General features: G+C 63.4%; 21 protein-coding genes and 2 pseudogenes. 10 read left to right on the top strand and 13 right to left on the bottom strand.

Annotated features, from left to right (window positions below; genetic code table 11):
- The first annotated feature begins 808 nt into the window (after window positions 1-808).
- Window positions 809-979, top strand: coding sequence for a hypothetical protein (locus E1J50_RS27320; RefSeq protein ID WP_165937864.1), 171 nt, complete (start codon window positions 809-811; stop codon window positions 977-979).
- A 1270-nt stretch (window positions 980-2249) separates the two neighbouring features.
- Here the strand turns inward: E1J50_RS27320 and E1J50_RS13840 are convergent.
- On the bottom strand, window positions 2250-2528 hold the full coding sequence (locus E1J50_RS13840) for an adenylosuccinate synthase (protein ID WP_132254442.1): 279 nt from the start codon (window positions 2526-2528) through the stop codon (window positions 2250-2252).
- A gap of 39 nt (window positions 2529-2567) precedes the next feature.
- Window positions 2568-2803 (bottom strand): annotated as a pseudogene (locus E1J50_RS13835) (hypothetical protein); the annotation flags it as partial.
- A 171-nt stretch (window positions 2804-2974) separates the two neighbouring features.
- Between E1J50_RS13835 and E1J50_RS28100 the strand changes: the two are divergent.
- A pseudogene (locus tag E1J50_RS28100) lies at window positions 2975-3426 on the top strand (LexA family protein).
- Window positions 3427-4266: 840 nt separating this feature from the next.
- Here the strand turns inward: E1J50_RS28100 and E1J50_RS13825 are convergent.
- The 4 genes from E1J50_RS13825 to E1J50_RS13810 all read right to left on the bottom strand — a co-directional run bounded on the left by E1J50_RS13825 (window position 4267) and on the right by E1J50_RS13810 (window position 7919).
- Window positions 4267-4506: a DUF6894 family protein gene (locus E1J50_RS13825; RefSeq protein WP_132254423.1), complete on the bottom strand. Its 240-nt coding sequence runs from the start codon at window positions 4504-4506 to the stop codon at window positions 4267-4269.
- A gap of 125 nt (window positions 4507-4631) precedes the next feature.
- The gene (locus E1J50_RS13820; protein WP_245516574.1) at window positions 4632-5342 is read right to left on the bottom strand and encodes a Crp/Fnr family transcriptional regulator; all 711 of its coding nucleotides are present in this window, start codon (window positions 5340-5342) and stop codon (window positions 4632-4634) included.
- 334 nt (window positions 5343-5676) lie between these two features.
- Window positions 5677-7731 carry a GAF domain-containing hybrid sensor histidine kinase/response regulator gene (locus E1J50_RS13815; RefSeq protein ID WP_132254421.1) on the bottom strand — a complete coding sequence of 685 codons (2055 nt, stop codon included), beginning with the start codon at window positions 7729-7731 and terminating at the stop codon, window positions 5677-5679.
- Between the two features lie 47 nt (window positions 7732-7778).
- On the bottom strand, window positions 7779-7919 hold the full coding sequence (locus tag E1J50_RS13810) for a type II toxin-antitoxin system ParD family antitoxin (protein ID WP_132254420.1): 141 nt from the start codon (window positions 7917-7919) through the stop codon (window positions 7779-7781).
- Between the two features lie 344 nt (window positions 7920-8263).
- Between E1J50_RS13810 and E1J50_RS13805 the strand changes: the two genes are divergently transcribed.
- The 8 genes from E1J50_RS13805 to E1J50_RS13770 all read left to right on the top strand — a co-directional run bounded on the left by E1J50_RS13805 (window position 8264) and on the right by E1J50_RS13770 (window position 13214).
- Window positions 8264-8437, top strand: a complete 174-nt coding sequence (locus E1J50_RS13805) for a hypothetical protein (protein ID WP_207919210.1) — start codon at window positions 8264-8266, stop codon at window positions 8435-8437.
- Complete coding sequence (locus E1J50_RS13800) at window positions 8430-8693, top strand: hypothetical protein (protein ID WP_132254418.1); 264 nt, start codon at window positions 8430-8432, stop codon at window positions 8691-8693. Before E1J50_RS13805 ends, E1J50_RS13800 begins: the two co-directional genes overlap by 8 nt.
- A gap of 93 nt (window positions 8694-8786) precedes the next feature.
- A complete protein-coding gene (locus tag E1J50_RS13795) occupies window positions 8787-9056 on the top strand; it encodes a hypothetical protein (protein WP_109893785.1) in 270 nt (89 codons plus the stop codon).
- A 154-nt stretch (window positions 9057-9210) separates the two neighbouring features.
- The gene (locus E1J50_RS13790) at window positions 9211-9426 is read left to right on the top strand and encodes a hypothetical protein (RefSeq protein WP_132254417.1); all 216 of its coding nucleotides are present in this window, start codon (window positions 9211-9213) and stop codon (window positions 9424-9426) included.
- Between the two features lie 304 nt (window positions 9427-9730).
- Window positions 9731-9937: a hypothetical protein gene (locus E1J50_RS13785; RefSeq protein WP_132254416.1), complete on the top strand. Its 207-nt coding sequence runs from the start codon at window positions 9731-9733 to the stop codon at window positions 9935-9937.
- Between the two features lie 348 nt (window positions 9938-10285).
- Window positions 10286-11290, top strand: a complete 1005-nt coding sequence (locus E1J50_RS13780; RefSeq protein ID WP_132254415.1) for a DUF4214 domain-containing protein — start codon at window positions 10286-10288, stop codon at window positions 11288-11290.
- A gap of 308 nt (window positions 11291-11598) precedes the next feature.
- Window positions 11599-11826, top strand: coding sequence for a hypothetical protein (locus E1J50_RS13775; protein WP_132254414.1), 228 nt, complete (start codon window positions 11599-11601; stop codon window positions 11824-11826).
- A 323-nt stretch (window positions 11827-12149) separates the two neighbouring features.
- Entirely contained in the window at window positions 12150-13214 is a 1065-nt protein-coding gene (locus tag E1J50_RS13770) for a ketopantoate reductase family protein (protein WP_132254413.1), read from the top strand.
- A 784-nt stretch (window positions 13215-13998) separates the two neighbouring features.
- Here the strand turns inward: E1J50_RS13770 and E1J50_RS13760 are convergent.
- From E1J50_RS13760 to E1J50_RS13740, 7 genes are all read right to left on the bottom strand, one after another.
- Window positions 13999-14193 carry a hypothetical protein gene (locus E1J50_RS13760; RefSeq protein ID WP_132254411.1) on the bottom strand — a complete coding sequence of 65 codons (195 nt, stop codon included), beginning with the start codon at window positions 14191-14193 and terminating at the stop codon, window positions 13999-14001.
- A 29-nt stretch (window positions 14194-14222) separates the two neighbouring features.
- Window positions 14223-14399: a hypothetical protein gene (locus E1J50_RS27315; RefSeq protein ID WP_165937863.1), complete on the bottom strand. Its 177-nt coding sequence runs from the start codon at window positions 14397-14399 to the stop codon at window positions 14223-14225.
- Window positions 14400-15370: 971 nt separating this feature from the next.
- Window positions 15371-15541 (bottom strand): hypothetical protein, encoded by a 171-nt coding sequence (locus tag E1J50_RS27310; protein WP_165937862.1) that lies wholly within the window; start codon window positions 15539-15541, stop codon window positions 15371-15373.
- Window positions 15542-16276: 735 nt separating this feature from the next.
- Window positions 16277-16522 (bottom strand): DUF6894 family protein, encoded by a 246-nt coding sequence (locus tag E1J50_RS13755; RefSeq protein WP_132254410.1) that lies wholly within the window; start codon window positions 16520-16522, stop codon window positions 16277-16279.
- Between the two features lie 123 nt (window positions 16523-16645).
- Window positions 16646-16906 carry a DUF6894 family protein gene (locus E1J50_RS13750; protein ID WP_132254409.1) on the bottom strand — a complete coding sequence of 87 codons (261 nt, stop codon included), beginning with the start codon at window positions 16904-16906 and terminating at the stop codon, window positions 16646-16648.
- Between the two features lie 364 nt (window positions 16907-17270).
- Entirely contained in the window at window positions 17271-17633 is a 363-nt protein-coding gene (locus E1J50_RS13745) for a hypothetical protein (protein ID WP_132254408.1), read from the bottom strand.
- 704 nt (window positions 17634-18337) lie between these two features.
- The coding region (locus E1J50_RS13740) for a transposase (protein WP_245516573.1) at window positions 18338-18861 on the bottom strand (524 nt) is incomplete at its 5' end.

Below are 18861 nucleotides of genomic sequence, written 5' to 3'. Positions count from 1 at the left end.
CACATGCGCTTACTGGTACTCGTAAGCTTAGTGCCCCTGTGCGCGTCGCCTACTGTCAGCGCACAGCCTGCGATGACTGAAACCTCTCCAAACAGACAGGAGATGCTCCGCGAATTGCCTGCGAGCACGCCGATCAAGCAGCAGAGCGATCTTGATACTGTTCAGCTCGCTTCGGCGCACCGTGCACGATCCGAATCGGTGCAAGAGCGAACCAACGGCCTTTGGCAATCGTGGCTGGTTTCGATTTGCGAGGGGTGCGGTCCGAAGATGAAGCCGTACCCAGAGACGATCAGGAACGATATGGAGCGAAACGTCCCAACCTCCACCTTCGGAGAGACCAGCTTCGATGTGGCCCGCGTCGCCTCCTACAGACGCCTTCCGCCACCCGAATACAGCCGGCGCATCTACACAGATCTTTCGACTGAGAATGTGGACCAGATCAGGCGCTCGCCAAATCGCTGACACTGCCCGGAAGCAGGTGCTGAGGGAACATTGCGATGCCGCAAACGCACGATGATCCCTCGGATCCGATCCATGAGGGCGCGCCGGCTCAGGTCCAAGGTCGGCCGACGGCGTCCTGCTCCTACCCGTGCGACCGCGAGGAGCGCGCGGAACGGATGGACGGCCATGATGCCTCGCCACGCGACCGGGCGTCTGATCCACCCTCAACCTCTGCCTGAAGCTCTTCGAGGCCGTCGGGTCTGCCGCGTCGGGCTTCTTTGCATCGACGGGCCGGATACGCTGAGCAACTCTTTAGGCAACCCTCCGTTGTCGTTCACAAGCCCAGCAGGCTGGGCACGGAGGGAACATGAGGAAGCTCGCAATCCTGACCACGCTGGCGCTGGTCTGCGCCGGTCCCGTCCTCGCTCAGGGCCGGCCGCCCGAGAGCTCGTCGGCCGCCTCCGGAAACGCCGAGGAGAACAACAAGCCGCGCTCCAACTCAGCCGGCGGCGGCGGTGGTTCGGGCGGAGGCCAGTAAGCTCGCGTCACGAACCGGCCCACGACAGCGCCCCGCTCGGCTAAGCCGGGCGGGATCTTCTTTGCGGCGGCCCTGAGTGAGCGGAGGTCAGGTCGGCTGCCGTTCCGCCTCTGCTTCAGGCCCTGGCTCGGTCCGCGATTGGGGTGTGCGCGTCGGATCGCTGCCGGGCTGAGCAGGCTCCTCGCCGGACGGCTTGGTGGATGGACCGGGCGGATTGCCCTTTCCAGGATGGCCCTGCACATCATCAATGTTGCCGAGGCCCCCGCCCCCAGATGGTTTCGGCGTGCCGGATGGATCGGGCGTGTCTGACGGGCTCATGCTTCCTCCGGATCTTGTTCTGCAGAAAATCAAGAAGCCATCAGTTGCCGCGTTCCCCTCGCCCTGTTGCTTGCGGTGTCGCACCGGCTCCCTTCGTGCGCCTCGCACGTCAGTTTTGCGAAGGCGGCGAATTGCGACCCACCAGAGGGTGCCGGGCTTCGACGCCCGACATGGCCCCGTCGGCTCAGGTCACCCCCGCTTCCCACCGGCGGGGCCAATTGTGCGGTGGGACGAACTTTCGCCTCGCAGCCCATGGCTCGCGGGGCTTTCTCTTGCCACGTTTCAACTGTGCGAATTTTCAGGTCGCCTCGCAGTGCCAGAGTAGCTGGGCTGAGAGACTCTCTCAGCGCGGCTTCGCCGGCGCAAACCTCCCTCGGTTTGTTGGCAGAGCCGCTGCTAGCCCAAGGACACGACTCGCCCCGCAGGCCCCCCTGGCTCGCGGGGCTTTTCGTTTCGGGACGTCGTGGCATCCGCAGGTGTGAGCGATCCGCAGGGCGCCCCATCCGAGCCTGCCCGTCATCCTTCGCTCTCTGCGTGGGCGGGCCGAGTTGTGTCTGGGCGACGCGCCCAGAGGCGGTCGCCCGGATCTCTCGGTCCATGACATCGCCCGGCGTGATAGCACCGAAGCTGAGGGGTCGGCCGGCGATCGCTGCCAGCTCAGCCTTCCATCGTGCGCCCAGCGAGAGATAGGCGTCCAACGCCCAATCGGTGCTGCCCTCAGGGGGCGCCAGCACGACGGCGAGATCCGCGTCGGCAGCCCAGCACGCATAGCGATCGCGCCTGGAGCCAGGAACTCGTCGGTCAATGTCTCCAGCACTAGGCGGGCTGGCACTGGCAGAGGACGTTTCGGAACGGTCACTCAGGCGCTCGTTCGGCCAAGCGCTGCGCCTTCCACCACCAGCCGCCGCTCCAGGCGGGATAGCTTTCGATGCGCCGGCCGCCGCAGGCCGTCTCAAGCTGCCTCGGCAATGACGAACTCCATACCGCGCCCTGGCCCCTGATCGGCGTACTCGACCAGCGTCAGACCGCGCTCCGCCAGCACCGCCTCGACGATGTCGAGGTGCTTGCGGACCATCTGCCCGACCGCGAGCGGCGTCAGCCGCGGGCTGGCGCGTCGGAGTTGGTCAACGCCGATGTTGGCAGGAATGCCCTCACTCTCTGCGATCCGAGCGAGCGCCAAGCCTAGATCCTGAGCCTTGGTCTCTGCGGCGGATTTCTGCTTGATGGCCATGCTTAGCGTCCTTCCTTCTTCCCGCGCTCGGCCGACCGGCAGGCTCTCTGCACAATCCACCGGCACCTCGCCGAATTGCGCGAGGATGATCGCGCTCTCCGGTTCCCCGTCTCGTCATCGGCCACGATCCTGAGCGCCGCCGTGCCGGGGAACCGGCCGGCCATGGCCTTGGCCTTTTTCAAAGCCCCGCTGTCGATCCCCGACACCTCGCAGTCGCTTGGCGTCAGACGCTTCCGCACGAAGGTCCGCACCACGCCGGTCGTCTCCATCGCCATGCTCGGCCGGCCTCTTTCAACATCCTGCAGAGGTCATAACACCCTGCGTCGTCTGATCTTTCTCGCCGCCGTCCACAGGCGTGCACAGGCCCGATCGGCCGCGCGAACTCCGCATTGAACCAGAAGCTTCCATCCTGTTTGTTCCTCGTATGTTCTTATACGGGGAGCGGGATGGGCGTCCATCCCGCGAGCGGTCGCAGCGATGGCGAGCGGGATAACGTCCGGGTCCCCATCCTCGGCCAGAGCCTGCGCGGGTTTCCCCTCCCCGGCCGATGACTTTCTGGAGGGTGCTCTCGATCTACCGCGCTGGCTCGCGCCGAATCCCCCCGCCACCTTCGCCTGAAACATCTCGGGCACTTCGATGCGAGGCGCCGGCACCTTGACCGCGATCTCGCCGTCGTCGCCCGCAGCCTCGAGTCCGGCCACAACAGCGTCGTCGTGGCCGCAATCGACGGCGAGATGTCGATCAAGCGCCTCGTCATCGACGGGAACGTGGCCCGGCTCTCCTTCGACAATCCGGCCCTGCCGGCTTCGCCGTCGAGGACCTCGGGGAGGCCGAGATCTGGGGCGTGGTGCGCGTCGCGATCCGCTGGAACATCGCGCGTGCGGGCCTCGTGCGATGAGCCGCGCCATCGCGTTGATCGACGGCAACGGCTTCTCCTGCTCCTGCGAGTGGGTGTTCCCCTCGAACGACACGCTCTACGGCGACAGGCCGGCGGGCAGAAATTTCACGTGTTCCCGGTGGCCTGTCACGCCGGCATGGCGCGCCTCCGCGGTTTCCAAAGCCCGGCCATCCCTCTGATTTCACCGAACGGTCCACGCCCCTCGTTTGCAGAATATGCGAACGGTTCTCGTCGCCTCCGCCAGATTGAGGTGTTGGCGCGGCGGCCTCGGACGCTTGTTGCGAGGATGTTCGAACGAAGGGCGCAGAACCCTGCCGAGCGGCCAGTATCGACGCTGATCCTCAACACGTGGACAGAGCCCCAATTTCAGCATCTAGGCGGATTTCTGCGAAATACTGATAAAACCAATTAAATTGGTGAGCGCGCTGGGACTCGAACCCAGGACCTACAGATTAAAAGTTATTTGCCTCGGGGAAAAAGATGAGCAAAAACAATGATAGGTGTGTGCACTTCTGCGGACCGAAATGGGGGTGATCGTGAGCGTGGAAATGGGCGAATGCACACACTTTTGGGGCTCCGATCCGTTGCTGTGACCACCCTGCCCTAGCGACTCGCCACCCCGCTCCGTATGCCCGGCGCCTCCTCAGCCGCCGAGAGCCATGTCCGCCACCCCTGCCCTTCAACTCGTCCCGCTCAAGTGGTCAATCCGGATCCTTGAGCCCCGCTTCGGGGCTGGCCTCGGGATGGGAAATAGAAGCTGACCAAGTCTGTTCTTTCAGACTGCGTCTTCATCGGAAGTGAGTCTTCGCCCATTGGGCGTTATGGCACCAGCTTGCTCGCTCACCGCACCAGCCAGATCCCCGCGAAGGAGAGGGCGGCCGAGTAGACCGGCTGCCCGTCCTCGGAGGTCACCAATACCGTGTAGATGTGGCGGTCGCCATCGAGGGGAATGCCGTCACGCGCGATGTCTGGCAGGAGGCGCTTAGCCACGCGCCGCACCTCGTCGATGTTGGCGCACTCGGTGCCTTCATCGTCGCGCTGAAATGCGCCGTCATGAACGTCGAAGAAGTAGCGTGGCACAGGGCTCTCCGCAGGAACAAGGCGGGAGCACACGGATCTCTCAGGCGCTGACGGCCGGGACCGAAGCCAACGCTGTGTCAGCTATCGCACATAAAGCGGCATTCCGCACTGTTGTGGATCAACGCTCAGGCGGCCCGCTTCGTCAAGTGCAGGTAGGTGGGATCGAACTCGGAAGCTTGGATCAGGCCATCCCACTTCTCGATCACGAGCGTGTTACTGCGCAGCGTCACCAGCCCCTGACCGCGCATCTCCTTCAGCACGCGGTTGACGTGCACGTTCGTCAAACCCAGTGCATCGGCGAGGTCGACTTGGGTGATCGGCAGCGGACAGCGATGCTCGCCAGCCAGCCCCACCGCCTCAAGCCTGAGGTAGAGTTCGCAGAAGAGGTGCGCGATCCGCTCGTAGGCTGAGCGCCGGCCCATGCCGACCATCCACTCACGGAACACCGCCGCATCGACCAGCGTGTCGCGCCAGAAGGCGGCGGCGATGCCAGGGAAGCGAAGGACCAACTCGTGCAGGCTCTCGTGCGGGATGAAGGCGAGCGTGGCCTCGGTCAGCGTGGCGAGGCTGTGATCCATGGTGTGGATGTGCAGGCTCTGCAGGTCGGGAATGTCGCCCGCGATGTGGATGGAGAGGATCTGGCGCTTGCCCTCACCGATCAGCTTGTAGCGACAGGCCCAGCCGTCGAGGATGAGGCAGCATTGCGAAGGCTTGTCACCGTCGCGCACGATGTCCTGGTTGGCCTTGAGCACGCGGGCCTTCACCGGCAGGCTCAGGATGGCCTGCCGCTCCTCATCCGAGAGGTGGGTGATGCTCTCTAGCCTGCGGACCAGCATACTGAGGGAGTGGTCATCGGGAGCCCAAGGCATGGCAGCTTCGCCTCACATCGCAGATGGAAGCGCACGTCGCTTCCGGCTGTCAGCGCCCGATCTAAACGTGCTGATGGTGCGCAACCAGATAGCCCATAAGTTAATGGCAGCAACCCATCTAGGTTATGATCCAAGCTTGTGCGTGCGGTGTTGAACGCTCCACCTCCGAAGCACTTGGGTGAGACGTGCCGCCGTGTTTCAACAAGGCTGTCCCAGCGGAAGTTAGCGGGCGGCCGTTAGCCGCGGCGTAGTTCGCCGACTGAGCGTGACAGACACCCAGCGGCGCTTGGTGGAGCTATGCCTAACCTGCCCCACCGGTTGAGCGTCGCGCGATGATCTGGCTGAGGATGCGGCCGAGCTGATCGGCCGAGTACGGCTTGTGCAGCAACTCGAAGCCGTGCGCGCCGTCCTGGGCCAGGACGTGGCTGTAGCCCGAGGTCAGCAGAACCGGCAGGGCCGGCATATTGCTCTGGAGCACCCTGGCCAGCTCGATCCCGTCCATGCCTGCCATCACTACGTCGGAGAAGACAAGGTCAAACCCAGAGCCGTCCGAACCGAGCTTCTCCAGCGCCTCCTCGGCATTTGCCGCCCAGGTCGTCCGGTAGCCGAAATCCTCCAGGATCTGAGTGGCGAAGCGCCCGACCTCGACGTTGTCTTCCACGACTAGCACGCACTGGCCGCTGGCCGTTGGGAAGACCTCGCCTTCGTGCTCGGTTGCTGGTTCCCGGCTCGGTTTGGTCTCGATCTCCGGCAGGTAGAGGGTGAAGGTGGTGCCCTGACCGACAGTGCTCTCGACCGCAACGTCGCCGCCCGACTGTTTGGCGAAGCCGAAGACTTGGCTCAGGCCGAGCCCCGTCCCCTTGCCGACCTCCTTCGTGGTGAAGAAGGGCTCGAAGATCCGCCCCAGCTCGTCCGGTGCGATGCCGCTGCCGGTGTCGGTGAGCGCGACGGCGGCGAATGGTCCGGACGCGGAGGCATGGCCGCGGATGGCCGGGAGACCGCTGATGCAGGCGAGATGCAGCGTCAGCGTGCCTTCGCCGTCCATCGCATCGCGGGCGTTGACCGCCATGTTGACGAGCGCCGTCTCGAACTGGCTGAGATCGGCCTTCACGAAGCAGGGCGTGTCTGGCACCTCGGTGACGACGCGGATGCGGGCACCCGTGACCGTGTCGATCATGTCGGCCACCGCACGCAGGTGCGCGCCGACCTCGAACACCTCGGGCTTGAGCGTCTGGCGCCGGGCGAAGGCCAGGAGTTGGCTCGTGAGCTTGGCGGCTCGATCAACGGTGTCGGAGACCGCATCCATGTAACGGGCGCGCCGCTCCTCCGGCAGGCCCGGCCGGCGCAGGAAGTCGACCGACGAGCGGATGATGGTCAGCAGGTTGTTGAAGTCGTGCGCCACGCCCCCCGTGAGCTGGCCGACCGCCTCCAGCTTTTGCGACTGGCGCAGCGCCTCCTGAGCGTCCTGAAGCTCGGCCTCAGCGATAAGCCGCGCACTGATATCGTGCGTCTGGTGAAAGGCTCCGATGATGGCGCCCGTCCCGTCGCGCAGGGGCGTGTAGGTGATCTCCCAACAAGGCTGCCCGAACTCGGGCCGTCCGAACACAGCCTCGACCTTATACGTTTCGCCCGCCAGCGCTCGGGCCATATTGGCGCGCATGACGGCGGCCTGTTCCGAAATGGACAGGTCTGGAAACACGTCCCCGATCTTCGTGTAAAAGCCGTTGACTCGAAAGAACTCGTCGTTGTGAGCCTTGTTGAAGGCAATCAGGCGGCATTCGTGATCAAAGACACATATCGGCGCCGCGTCCGACTGCACGATGTTTTCGTAGAGCCGCAGCGCGGCGCTGCTCGATGCCACGCGCTGGTTGGCATCGAGGTGAAAGGCGATGAGGTCGGCGAACATCTTGAACATGCCGACCACGTCTGGCCGGTCGAGCTGCGCCGGCTTCGGGGCGATCGCGCAGAGCGTGCCGAAGAAGGTGCCGTCCGGCAGCACGATCGGCATCGAGATGTAGCTCTGGAAGCCGTAGAGCGACGGAGTGGGATGGTTGCAGTAGCGGACGTCCTCGGCGACGTTGTTGATGACCACGGCCGTTCCGCTCTGCCGGATCTCACGGCAGATGGTAGTCGCGACCTTCAGCTCGCCGCCGGGCTGGAGGCCGAAGGCGATGTCGTCCTTGACCTGACAGGCGACCCAGCGGTCCTCGGTGACGCGAGCGACCGCGGCAAAGCCCATCCCGGTGGTGCGGCAGACGACGTCCAGGATCGTCGGCACGGCCGCGATGCTCTCAATCGCGAGGATGTCGGCCTGGAAGTCGTGCGCAGCAGGCGTGTCGCGCCCAAGCGTGCTCATCGCGGGGACGACGGCTTCGCTGCGGTGATGCGGGCACGCGGCACAGCCTAGTCGCGCTCCATCAGCAGGCGCAGCCCGGCGCGAACAACCTCGCTGGCATTCGAGTAGTGGCCGGTGGCGACCTGCGTGCGGATGTAGCCTTCCAGCTCGGCAGTGAGGGAGATGTTTCTGGTCGGCGTGCTGGACATGTCCGGACCTTGTCACGCTGCGGTCGGACCGTCAAAGATTGCTAACTCTGGAGCATCGCAATGAGCGACCGCGTTCCAATAGGGCTTGCCCTAATGGACCGGCGCATACAACGACCAACCCCGTCCCAAACGGTTAGCGCAACATTCTGGACCACGTTGGCAGCAGAGGCCTTAGAGCCCATTGGAACAGCAAAGTTCGCCCTGATGCTGAGCGGCGCGCAGACAACCGGGCTCTCGGTCGACGAGATGAAGCACGGCCTCGTCACTTACTACGGGAACACGCCAGGCCGTCCGGCTGGCATCCCGGTTTGGGAATTTAGATGGTGAGCCCTATCCTCGGGGCCATGAGCGAGAAGACCGAAACCCGATCCATCGACAGCTACACCGCGGCCGAATTGCGGGGTATCGCCGATCGCGCAGAGTGGCGCGGCGAGAAAGGCTTCATCGTGCCGCCGTGCTCCGTCGCCATCTACGTCGAGGCACTGAGAGCCCTGGCGAGGGAGCGAGCGCGTGGCTGAGCAACCCACCACCGGCGGCCTCTTCAAGGCCAAGGCCATCACCGAGGACGACGTTCTCGCGGCGGTCGACGCCTACCTGGCGGACCCGACCACCAGCTTGTTCCTGATGGGCGACGGTTATGGCCTCGACCTTGATGCCGCCGTCCGCTCGCACGCCTGGGCCGCACAGACCGTGTTCAATGCGGAGGCCACGGACCACCTGAAGCGCGCCGCGGTGCGCACGGCGATCCTGCTGGCACGGCCGGAGAAGCGATGAGCCTCGCGACCCGGATCGCGCTCTTCCTGTTTCTGGTGTTGCTGCCGGTGGCGACCTACGGGGTCTCGATGTGGCCGACGACGTGAGCAAGGCATGACCGAACCCCGCCGCTTCCAGCCGCCCTGGCGCCTCGTTGAACTCGAAGAAGCCATCCGCATTGAGGACGCCTCGGGCTTCCCGGTCGCCTACGTCTACCTCGCCGACGACGAGCAGCGTCGCTCCGCTGCCCAACGCATGTCGCGCGAGGAAGCGAGGCGGATTGCAATCCGGATCGCCGCCATCCCGGAGATGCAGATCGCGATGATGGAACTGGAGAACGAGCGCGACGAGGCGCTCGCCTTATCGGCGAAGAAGAAGCACTGATCCTTGCGGGGTCCGCTCCCGGTCCAGGCCCGCAAGGTTCTCGACGCCCTGGTAGCGTCTCAGTTTGAGATCTGAGCCCGGCCACACCCACCCCGCACGCTCCCTCGCGCCGCCCGTCTCGCGGGCGTATGCTTGGCGCCAAGCAGGAGCGGTCATGCATTACACATTCGAGTTTTATCGCATCAGGCCGGGCGATAAGGCGCACGCTACGCTGGAGCGGGTCCAGCAGGAGGCATCGGACTTAGATGCCGCCATGATGAAGGCCCGGTCCTTGTTTGCTTCGCTGGACCTGCCGCAAAAGCCTGACGGCGTTCGCATTCTTGATGAGGGTGGTGCCGAACTTTTTGTGTGGAACCCGGGCGGCCACTGATGTCCAAGTGACCTGAAGGCCAGAAGCGCCCTGCCGACCCGCTCTCGCGCCGAGACGGCCGCGCGGATCTGCGAGGCGCTGGAGCGGCGTGGGCTGGCTGAGCGGGGTGGGACGAAGGCGTTGCCGAAGTGGCGGCGGGCATCGAGGTGATGGGCTGCTCGAGTTATTGGCTCAGGAACGCGTGTACGTCATTTGCGCGACGTTGATAGATACCGCCAAGGCTTAGTCGACTGCACGTTGCAGGACAGGAACCCTCGCGCAACCGGCTGATTAGCTTCGATCAATTCTTTCCAAGAGGCCCGCCATGACCAACATCTCCTCGCCCGACGGGGATCAATCGAAAGCGGCACCGCTTACTCCTGGGCCTACTGTGTCGAACGAGAAACCGCCTGCTTCATCACCCGACTTGCCCGAGCCGCCTCTCGACATCAACGCGGGCATTCCGGATCCACTGAAGAGCGACATCGTTCCCGGTGATCGCCCCGCCGACATGCCGCCGCCGGACAAGTAGGGCTGATCTCCTCCGAGGAGGCCAGAGAAGTCACAGCCGCTTCCTGGACGATCGAGCCGGCCGCGCAGGCGAAGGCGGTGACGTGAACCGCGGCCGGCCCTAAGGACGGGCTGGATGCCGACTTGGCCTGACCATGCCGCCGTCAAGCTATACCGTCAGCAACCCGAAGCGCAGGCCAAAGTTTATTAATGCCAAATGTGAGACTGTGCTTATTTTAACGACGTCAGTAGGGGGCATAAGTAGTAAGTGACCTAAAAGATGAGCGACACACTGCAACGTTATTTTGCGTTACGTCTTCATTCATAGGCCTAGAGCCAGGGGGCCTCTACCCTTTCGGGATGAAGCGCCATGACATTTCGATTCTCAGATCCAACGACGGACGATGACGAAACGTCGAACATGGCCACGGGACTCAGTGGTTCCGGAGGCGTCAACACTGGTAGTAACGGGGAGGTGATTGGTCCTGGCAACCCTGGCGCCCCAGGTGTGGCCAGCGATGGCGAAGGCACTGGTGCGGGCAGTGCTGGGGGCGCAGATGAACCCGGTTCGCTTAATGATGGAGGAACGTCGAATGCTGGCTTAGAAAATTATACGTGGTTTGGATATTACACACATTATCCCACCAGCGCGGGCGGAGAGGTCTACGCGCTGTACAATGGCCTACTTGAGAGAAATCCCGATCCTTCGAGCGACTACTGGTTAAAAAGCTTGAACGAGGGCACGTCTCTCGAAAGCGTGACGCAGAGTATCCTCGGCTCGGCGGAAGGGCAGCCGCGTTTCAACGACCCAAGCAACGCCGGCTACGTCGAAGAGCTCTACCAGACGGTGCTCGGCCGCGCCGGCGATGCGGCAGGCGCCGCGTATTGGACCGCAGCGCTCAACGGCGGTCTGTCGCGCGCCGCGGCGGCCGACGGCTTCGTGTTCTCGGCCGAGCACCTCGACCAATTGCAGCCCGCGTTCGATGCCGGCATCTTCGTGCCCGATACGACGGCCGCGGACGTCTCACGGCTCTATTACGGCGTGCTCGACCGGTCTCCCGACACCGGCGGCCTGCAGGCGTGGCATACGCAGGCCGATTTCGGGACCTCGTTGTCGGCCATAGCACAGAGCTTCCTGCTGTCCCCGGAATACGCGGCACAGAACCCGACGATCCCGACGGACGCGGCGTATGTTGCAGCACTCTACGAAGGGGCGCTGGGCCGGGCGCCGGAGGCTGCGGGTGCGCAATACTGGGAAAGCGCCCTCGCATCCCAAGCCCTGACGCGGGCAGACGTCGCCGTCGGCATCTCCGAGAGCGCCGAGGCTCACACCTATCTCAGCGCCTTCATCGAGGAGGGCTGGCTTCTCGCGTAAGCACTGGTGCCGAGCGTGTCGCCTCGACTTCATGGTGGATAGCCCCGCGAGCCGTGAGGCTGCGGGGCTTTGTCGATCGGCTACGCGAGATTGATCGGGCTGCCCCCTCGTAGCCATGCCGGAGGAGTGTCGCTCTCCGAAAACGAAGGTTTGCATCTTCGCAGCTGATTCGCTGTTGCGAAGCAGGAACACTCGATTGGCGGAGAAATGCCTGGCGCGGCATGAGCTCGCGTGAGCAAGTGAATGCGAGGTCGATGAGACTGCAGGAGCGACCGGGTGTACGCTTCGGGCCAGTGGAGACGGGCACGATGTCTGAAAAGCGGTGGACGCCGCAGATCTTAAAGAGGCTCAACGAGCAGTGGCTCGTCGTCGAAGCGCCCTGGGATATGCCGGCGGGCTCTCATGAACTCAACGAGGTCACGTTGGTCATTGAAGGGGAGGCATACAAGGTCGTCGGCGGCGAAGTTGACTCCCTACCACTAGCGAAAGGCGAGCGCATCCAGATCCGTGTCGAGCGAGTAGATATCGCCGGATGAGCGGCTCACGAAAAAGCCCTCGCCGGAGGATGCCGGGCGGGCTGTAACGTCGTCAGGTCCGTACCGGCATTACTGCCGGGACTAGGAACGGTAAGCGAGCCGAACCAGTTTCCTTCCGAACTCGTACGAAAAACCCGCCGCGACGATCGTCGAGCGGCCTGACGGTGAAGATCCGGCCCCTCGTTACCGCTGAAGGGCTAGTGGGCAGACAGCCTGGCTGCGTGCTGTGATCCGGACGTGAAAGGCCCAGCGTGCCTTGGGGCTGCGGAGTTGAGCATCGCCACGTTCGGGGAATTAATATTACAAATTTTGGGAAGAAGCGCATGCCACGCAATATTCTAATCCTTGGAGCCTCATATGGCTCCTTGCTCGCAACGAAGCTTCTGATGGCTGGTCACAACGTGACCCTGGTCTGCCGAAGGAAGACCGCAGATCTGATCAATCGTGAGGGGACCGAGGTGCGCATCAAGCTGCGCGACGAGCCGGAGCACCGCGCAATCCGCTCGCGCGATCTGCCTGGCACCTTGGACGCGACACCGCCCGAAGACGTCGATGTCTCTCGCTATGACTTGGTCGGGCTCGCCATGCAGGAGCCGCAATACAATGACTACTCGATCCGCCTCCTGATGATCAAGATTTCCGAGGCGAGGCGGCCTTGTCTCTCACTCATGAACATGCCGCCCTTACCGTATCTCAGGCGCATCCCGGCTCTCGCCAGCATGGACTTGGAGTTTGCCTACACCAATGCTGGCGTCTGGGACCGGTTCGAGCCAGGGCTGGTCACGCTCTGCTCGCCCGATCCGCAGGCCTACCGCCCGCCGGGCGAGGGCGCGAACGTGCTCCATGTCGGCCTGCCGACGAACTTCAAGGCGGCGACCTTCGCGGACGAGGCGCACAACCGGCTGCTCCGCGAGTTGGAGGCGGACATCGACGCGGTGCGCCTCGACGGGCAGGACGTGCCGGTGAAGCTCAAGGTGTTCGACTCGCTGTTCGTGCCCCTGGCGAAGTGGTCGATGCTGCTGACGGGCAACTACCGCTGCGTCACACCGGATGAGCCGCAATCGATCCGCGATGCGGTGCATATCGATCTGGCGCGGTCCCGCGCGATCTACGAGCACATCGACGCCATCGCGCAACGGCTCGGCGCCGACCCGAAGGATCAGGTGCCGTTCGAGAAGTATGCCAAGGCGGCGGAGAGCCTGCTCAAGCCGTCCTCGGCGGCGCGGGCGGTGGCGAGCGGGGCGCCCTTCATCGAGCGGGTTGACGTGCTGGTGAAGCTTATCTCGCACCAGCTCGGCGCGCCCGACGCCGAGATTGACCGGACGGTCCGGATGGTGGACCGAAAACTCGGAGAGCGCGTCATCTCGGGTGGATTCGGTGCGGATTGAGCTGCGAAGATCGTACCTCATCCGCCGCCGATTACGTAGAAAAGCCCGCCGCGGCCAATGGCGCGTGTCATTGCCCAGACACGACTGAGCCCGCCGCGGCGGAGGGGGAATGCCGGGCGGGCTCAGGTGAGAGCGAGCGAGGGGCAAGCTCTCGATGGCATGATGGCATACCAACCGCCAGCCGCAAAAGCCCCGCGAGCCTTGGGGCTGCGGGGCTATCAGTGGGATCAGGTTCGCCTACTGACTTCCGCCATGGCCGCCGCTTCCGGCACCGCCCTGCGGCACTCTGCGTGAGGGCTGGCCAGCGTTGCCTCCAGCCGCTGAGTCCGTCGTGATGGTCTCGGCGCCGGTAGCGCCCGGTGCGATAATCAGACCACGGCTGTTGCCAGTGGTGTTCGGCACACCCGTGATTACGGTTCCAGTTGTCTCAGGTGACCGCGGAGAGGGCCCAGTTTGCGCGAAGGCCGGGCAAGCGGCGACGAGCGCCAGGACGCTGAACGTGACAAGCTTTTTCATGAGGTCTCCTGGCTGGAAGGAACCAGCCCAGCAGTGAACAACGACGCCTCAATTAGAAAGTTGCTCCAGCCTAGCTTTAGTTCTCATTAAGCCGTTCCTCGAATTGACCTAGATCAAAAAAACCCACTAGGACGAACCGGGCGGGCTGAAGGCAAGCCATACTTCCGGCAATAGTCCTGCGCTGCGCAAGCCTGGCGGTTGCCCGGCCGCTAACGCCGCCCCCAATCGCGGTCCACTGGCTTACGTCCCCATCAGCGGGCCAACAGGCTCACCGCAGCCCTTTGCGCCTTGCTGTTTCATCAGCAGCGTCGCGCGCCAATCGCGCTGCCTTCAAGCGCGCAGTGTTCTCATCCGCTGCGCTGACGATCTGCTCCTTCAAAGCTTCTGGCTTGGCGCGATCCTGTGTCTTGGCAAACTCCGCTTCCGCCTGCTTCCGCTCCTTGCTGTGATCGTTGGCCATCATGCCTCCTCTCGGCCTCGTGAGCGCCCTCGTCAGCCGCCTGCCTGCTCGTCATCGGTCAGTTTTGTGAACTGCCGGGCGAGAGCTTCGACTTGGCGAGCAGTCGCAACCACCCTTAGCACGTGGCCGTCGTCGGCCTCGACCGTGAGTTCATAGCCGCCAGGAACGTCTGTGATCAGCACACGGACCAGCTTCTTAGGATCGGACATAGTGTTGTCGCCGTAGAGTTGTCGCCGTAGCAGGCTCGCCCACCTCGCCTTGAATGCCGCCCCACCCGGCTTACACGGCAATCGAAGTGGCGCGATTCGTGGATCTCGCCGGCCTGGATTGCCGCCCGTTCGGGATGAGGGATGCCCTACCGGGACCAGGAGTTCAGCACACCGAGCGGTTGCGCCGGAAGCCTGAACATCTGCGAACGTTGGCGTGTGAGCGTCCGACCTTTGGCGAAGCTAGCGGCCACTGCGACGGTTCCAACATGAGCACGGGTGATACGACCGGCAGCACCTCGTCCGGTGTCCGCTGATCATTCCCCTACAGCATGCAATGAGGAGGGCCGGTCATGCCGGCCCTTTTCTTTGCCTGAAGGGGTCTCAGCCACGGAGGCGGTGACGTGAGGTGCTCGCCGGCAGGAACACCAATGGATCGATTGTGTTGAAAAACTCCGTTTGTCCCTCTTCTGAGGGCATGAACCCACAACACCTGGGACAGCGGCGAGCGGCAGCCACCAGCGGTAGAGACCTCGGTCCGTGCTGAGGAGTTTTTCAACACAATCGATCTGCAGCGGACGCTCAGCATCACAGGTGAGATGGTCGACTTGGATTGCGACGGGCGGCTGGCGCAGCAGCTCGCGGGGAAGCGACTCGCAACGCGTTAGCTGCCCACTTCCAACGGCAGAGTGACGTCTTAACCCTTCTTCTTCGCGGGCTGATCTTTCGGCGGTTCATTCGTCTTCGGCGCCGCCCACGCCTTGGCCATGGCTTTCGCGGCTTCTCTGCTTACCCTCATGACTCCGCCTCCATGGTAGCCATGTGGACCAACGGGGCGGGGCAGACATCGTTGCAGAGGCGCGTCGAGGCTGATCGACAGGGTGAACATGAAGCGCGGCCGGCGCTGGGGCGGACCGGATGGGGCGTGACCTCGGCAACTCGGCCGCGCAGGCGGTGACGTGATCCGCGGCGGTTCAATCGTCCTGATCTTCAGGTGGTGGAACGTAGAAGGTGTTGATCGCCTTCCAGAAAGCAGCGCGCTCTTCCGGAGTTCGGGAGGCTAGGGCAGCTTGGAGTTCGGCGAGCCCGGCCTGCGCCGCTTCCTCGCGCTGGTCAGCGTCCAGCAGATCAAAAACATCGGTCACCACGTTCTCCCGGGGCGTCGCACCGCCTCCGGTTAAACGCCCTCCGCTCGCGGCCCGATCCGCGCTGAATTCACCAACGCAGTGCCCGCGAGCCGTGAGGCTGCGGAGCGAGTGTTCATCTTGGGCACGAAACAGAAGCGGCCCCGCCGATGTCATGAACGGGGAGGAAGGCCGGCGAGGCCGCGCTGGAGAGCGCCGTCCAGCGCGCCGATGATGGCTGGTCGGACGGCCGCCGCCTTCACGCAGGTGAAGCGCGGCAAGAGAAAGCCCCGTCAGCCGAAGCTGCGGGGCGAAGGGTATGTGTGAGGATCAGCCCCGCCGATGGCAATCGAGGGCGTGACTGCCGCCAACGAGGCCCTGTCGGGTGTCGAAGCCGACCGCCGAACTTTCTGCCTTCTCTTCACTCGCGGCCTTCGCAAAAGTGAAGTGCGAGGCGCACGAAAAAGCCCGCCACGGCGAGGGGTATGGACGCCGGGCGGGCTCAGGTGAGAGCGAGCGAGGGGCGCACTCTCGAAGCTGTAGTGGCATACCATGAGCCAGAAGCAAAACGGCCCAAGGGCTGTGAGACTGTGGGCCGATGTAAGAATTTTGGCGGAAGGGCGACCCCGCCGGATTGAGGATTAAGGTAGTCGACGGCGGAGCCGCGCTGGCAACGATTGCAGCCACATCAGCGTGTCCTTTCTTCTTACCCCGACGTTTACGCAGGCGAAGCTCGACAGCGGATAAGTCAGGGCCTCACTGCTGATTGACCGGCCACTCACCAGCCAGCGAGAGTGTTGCTCGATACACCACGCGGCCGATATCGTCTCGCACGCTGACCATGTAGTCGAGCAGCTCGTCGTCGAGAGCCTCGTCCTTGGCCATTGCTGTCAATGTCCGCACAGCCTTCATGCGAGCCTCGCGCACGGTCTCGCATTCCGTCCCCTCGTCATCAAGCGTGCAATGCCGGCTGTCGGCGAAGTCGAAGAAAAAGAGGGGCAAGCTGCACCTTCCGTGCGAGACGGATACATTACGCTACCGCGGGTGGCAGAGCCTCCACATGGGTCAAGAGCCATAAGGCTGACGCTGGTCGACGACGAGGCTGCGCATTTGTCGCCGTTCCCTCTACGACGCCTGACGCATCTCCGCCGGCACCTTCCACTCACCTCGCAGAATGAGATCGGCCGTGTAGATCATTTCGCCCTGTTCATCGCGCACGCGCACGTTGAAGGTTCTCAGATCGCTATCAGAAAGCTTTTGGCGCGCCATTTCGGGCAGCAGGGCTATAGCCACGACGCGAGCAGCTACAGCGTCTTTCAGATCCAGACCCTCGTTGTCGTCGACGTGCAGCTCACCGTCGTCCGAGTCGATGAAGAAGCGCGGCATGTATAGTCGCTCCGGTTGGGCACACAGAACCGGGGGTACCGCAACGGTTCCGCGAAGGTCAACACAAGATTTTTCCAACAACCAAATAGATGAATTGGCTCGCGCCAGCGTAAACCGGAACAAGACGTGAACCCGTCAACCAACGCTGACAGGGCGGCGAACTATCCCTGAACACAGTTAGGACAAAAGTCAGTGTCCCCAGACCGGTTTTGGACATCTGGCACAGGACGAATGCTTCAAAGTCGGGTGGATTTAGCTCTTCCTTGGCTGCGCATCCAGCCTCGCGCCATTCTCCTCAACGAAGATGCCGCCAGCTGCGATCTGCATTCGCGAACCTGTGCGAATGGCCATCTCTTGAGTCCGCCTAAATCGGTTCGCCGAGTTTGCCGATGCCTACCCGCTCAGCAGCCTCAGACGCGCGCCCATAAGCGTAGATGGCCGCTTCCAGGTCATCGAGGGCAGCTAATGCATGGTTTCGTGCTGTGACGGCCGACTGCCGGTCGACATCACCGGTGAGGTCGCAGCTTTCAGCAACTTTCTGCAGCCGCTCGATCAGGGCGCGATGGGCCTCACGAATATCGGGGTGAGATGCAATGAAGCGAGTGGGACTGTCGATCCAGCGTCGAACCATGCCGGCCAGATCCTCGTCATCTGACGTGTAGGTGCGAATACGATCGGCGGCTGCTCCGAATGCCCTCGCGATATCAGTTCGAATTTGGGAGGCCATTTGAGCGAAGCCGTAGTGTCCAGGAAAGCCACTCGGCAGTGAAGCGCAATTTCGGTCGGCTGACCATCCGCGAAGCTGCCACTCAGGTGCGCCGGACACTTCGCATGAAAAGCCCCGCGAGCCAGGGGCTGCGGGGCAGTGGAACGTCTCTGGGGGTCGGCCCCGCCAGCGTTCATCGAGGGTTGGGGCGAATTCAACCAGCGGGGCCATGTCGGGTGTGCAAGCCGACCGTGGGATCTTCGACCTTGCCTCCGCGATCGGCCTTCTCAAAAGTCTAGCGCTAGGCGCACCAAAGCCCGTTTTATCTGGGGTGGAATAGCGCCTGAGCGGTGCCACGCATTGAAATGAAGCTCATTATGCAAAATGCGTGGAAATCTTTTGATCCTGCGGTTCATATGCGCTTAGACTGATCCGGTCTGGCCTCATACATCTTTCTGTGGCCGGCGCTCTGACCGCCCAAGGCGGCGCATTGAGGCCTGATCATGTGCAAAGACTTGGCCAAATTCCTGGCGGTACTTGCTAGCCACGATCGCCCGATCTCGCCTTGGAAGATCGGCATAGGCTGCACAGTGTCACAGGGAAAAGCGCGACAAAGCGCGCGGGTTCTTGGCTACGCCACCTTGGATGTCACAGCTGGCGGCTGGGCGATTACGTCGCTCGGAAGGGATGCGCTGACAAGGTCATCGGCGGTCTGAGACCCCGTTTCATAATGCACGCGCCAATCGTCTGACGAGGATCATAGCGGCGGCCAAGACGAAGAAGGCGAGCGCGGAGGAAGGCGTCGCCTCATGATCGCGGGCCAGCCTGCGGCACCGGCTGATCCAACCGAAGGTGCGTTCGATCACCCAGCGCCGCGGTTGAACGGCAAAGCCCTTCTGTCCTTCCTTGGGCACGATGATCTCGACGGTGATGGCCGTGGCGGTGCCCAAACGATCGCCTCTGTAGGCGCGATCGGCGAAACAGTGGGCCAAGAAGGGCCAAAGGCGGCGCGAGGCGCGCAGGAGCGCGAGGCCGCCGTGGCTGTCGTGCAGATCAGCAGGCGAGACAGCAGCTACGAGCAGGCGCCCATCCGTGTCAGTGAGCGCGTGACGCTTGCGCCCAACGACACGCCTGGCTGGATCGTAGCCGCGTGGACCTTCGACACCGACGCCGCCCGAGCGCGTCGCCTGGGCATCCAGGATGGCACCGCTGGGGCTTGCTTCGCATCCAGTTCGCTCGCGATCTGCCA

It is taken from the genome of Methylobacterium segetis (assembly GCF_004348265.1).
In the GTDB taxonomy this organism is placed as follows: domain Bacteria; phylum Pseudomonadota; class Alphaproteobacteria; order Rhizobiales; family Beijerinckiaceae; genus Methylobacterium; species Methylobacterium segetis.
The sequence above is the reverse complement of the archived record's forward strand: the minus strand, read 5'-3'. Positions and strand labels throughout refer to the sequence as shown.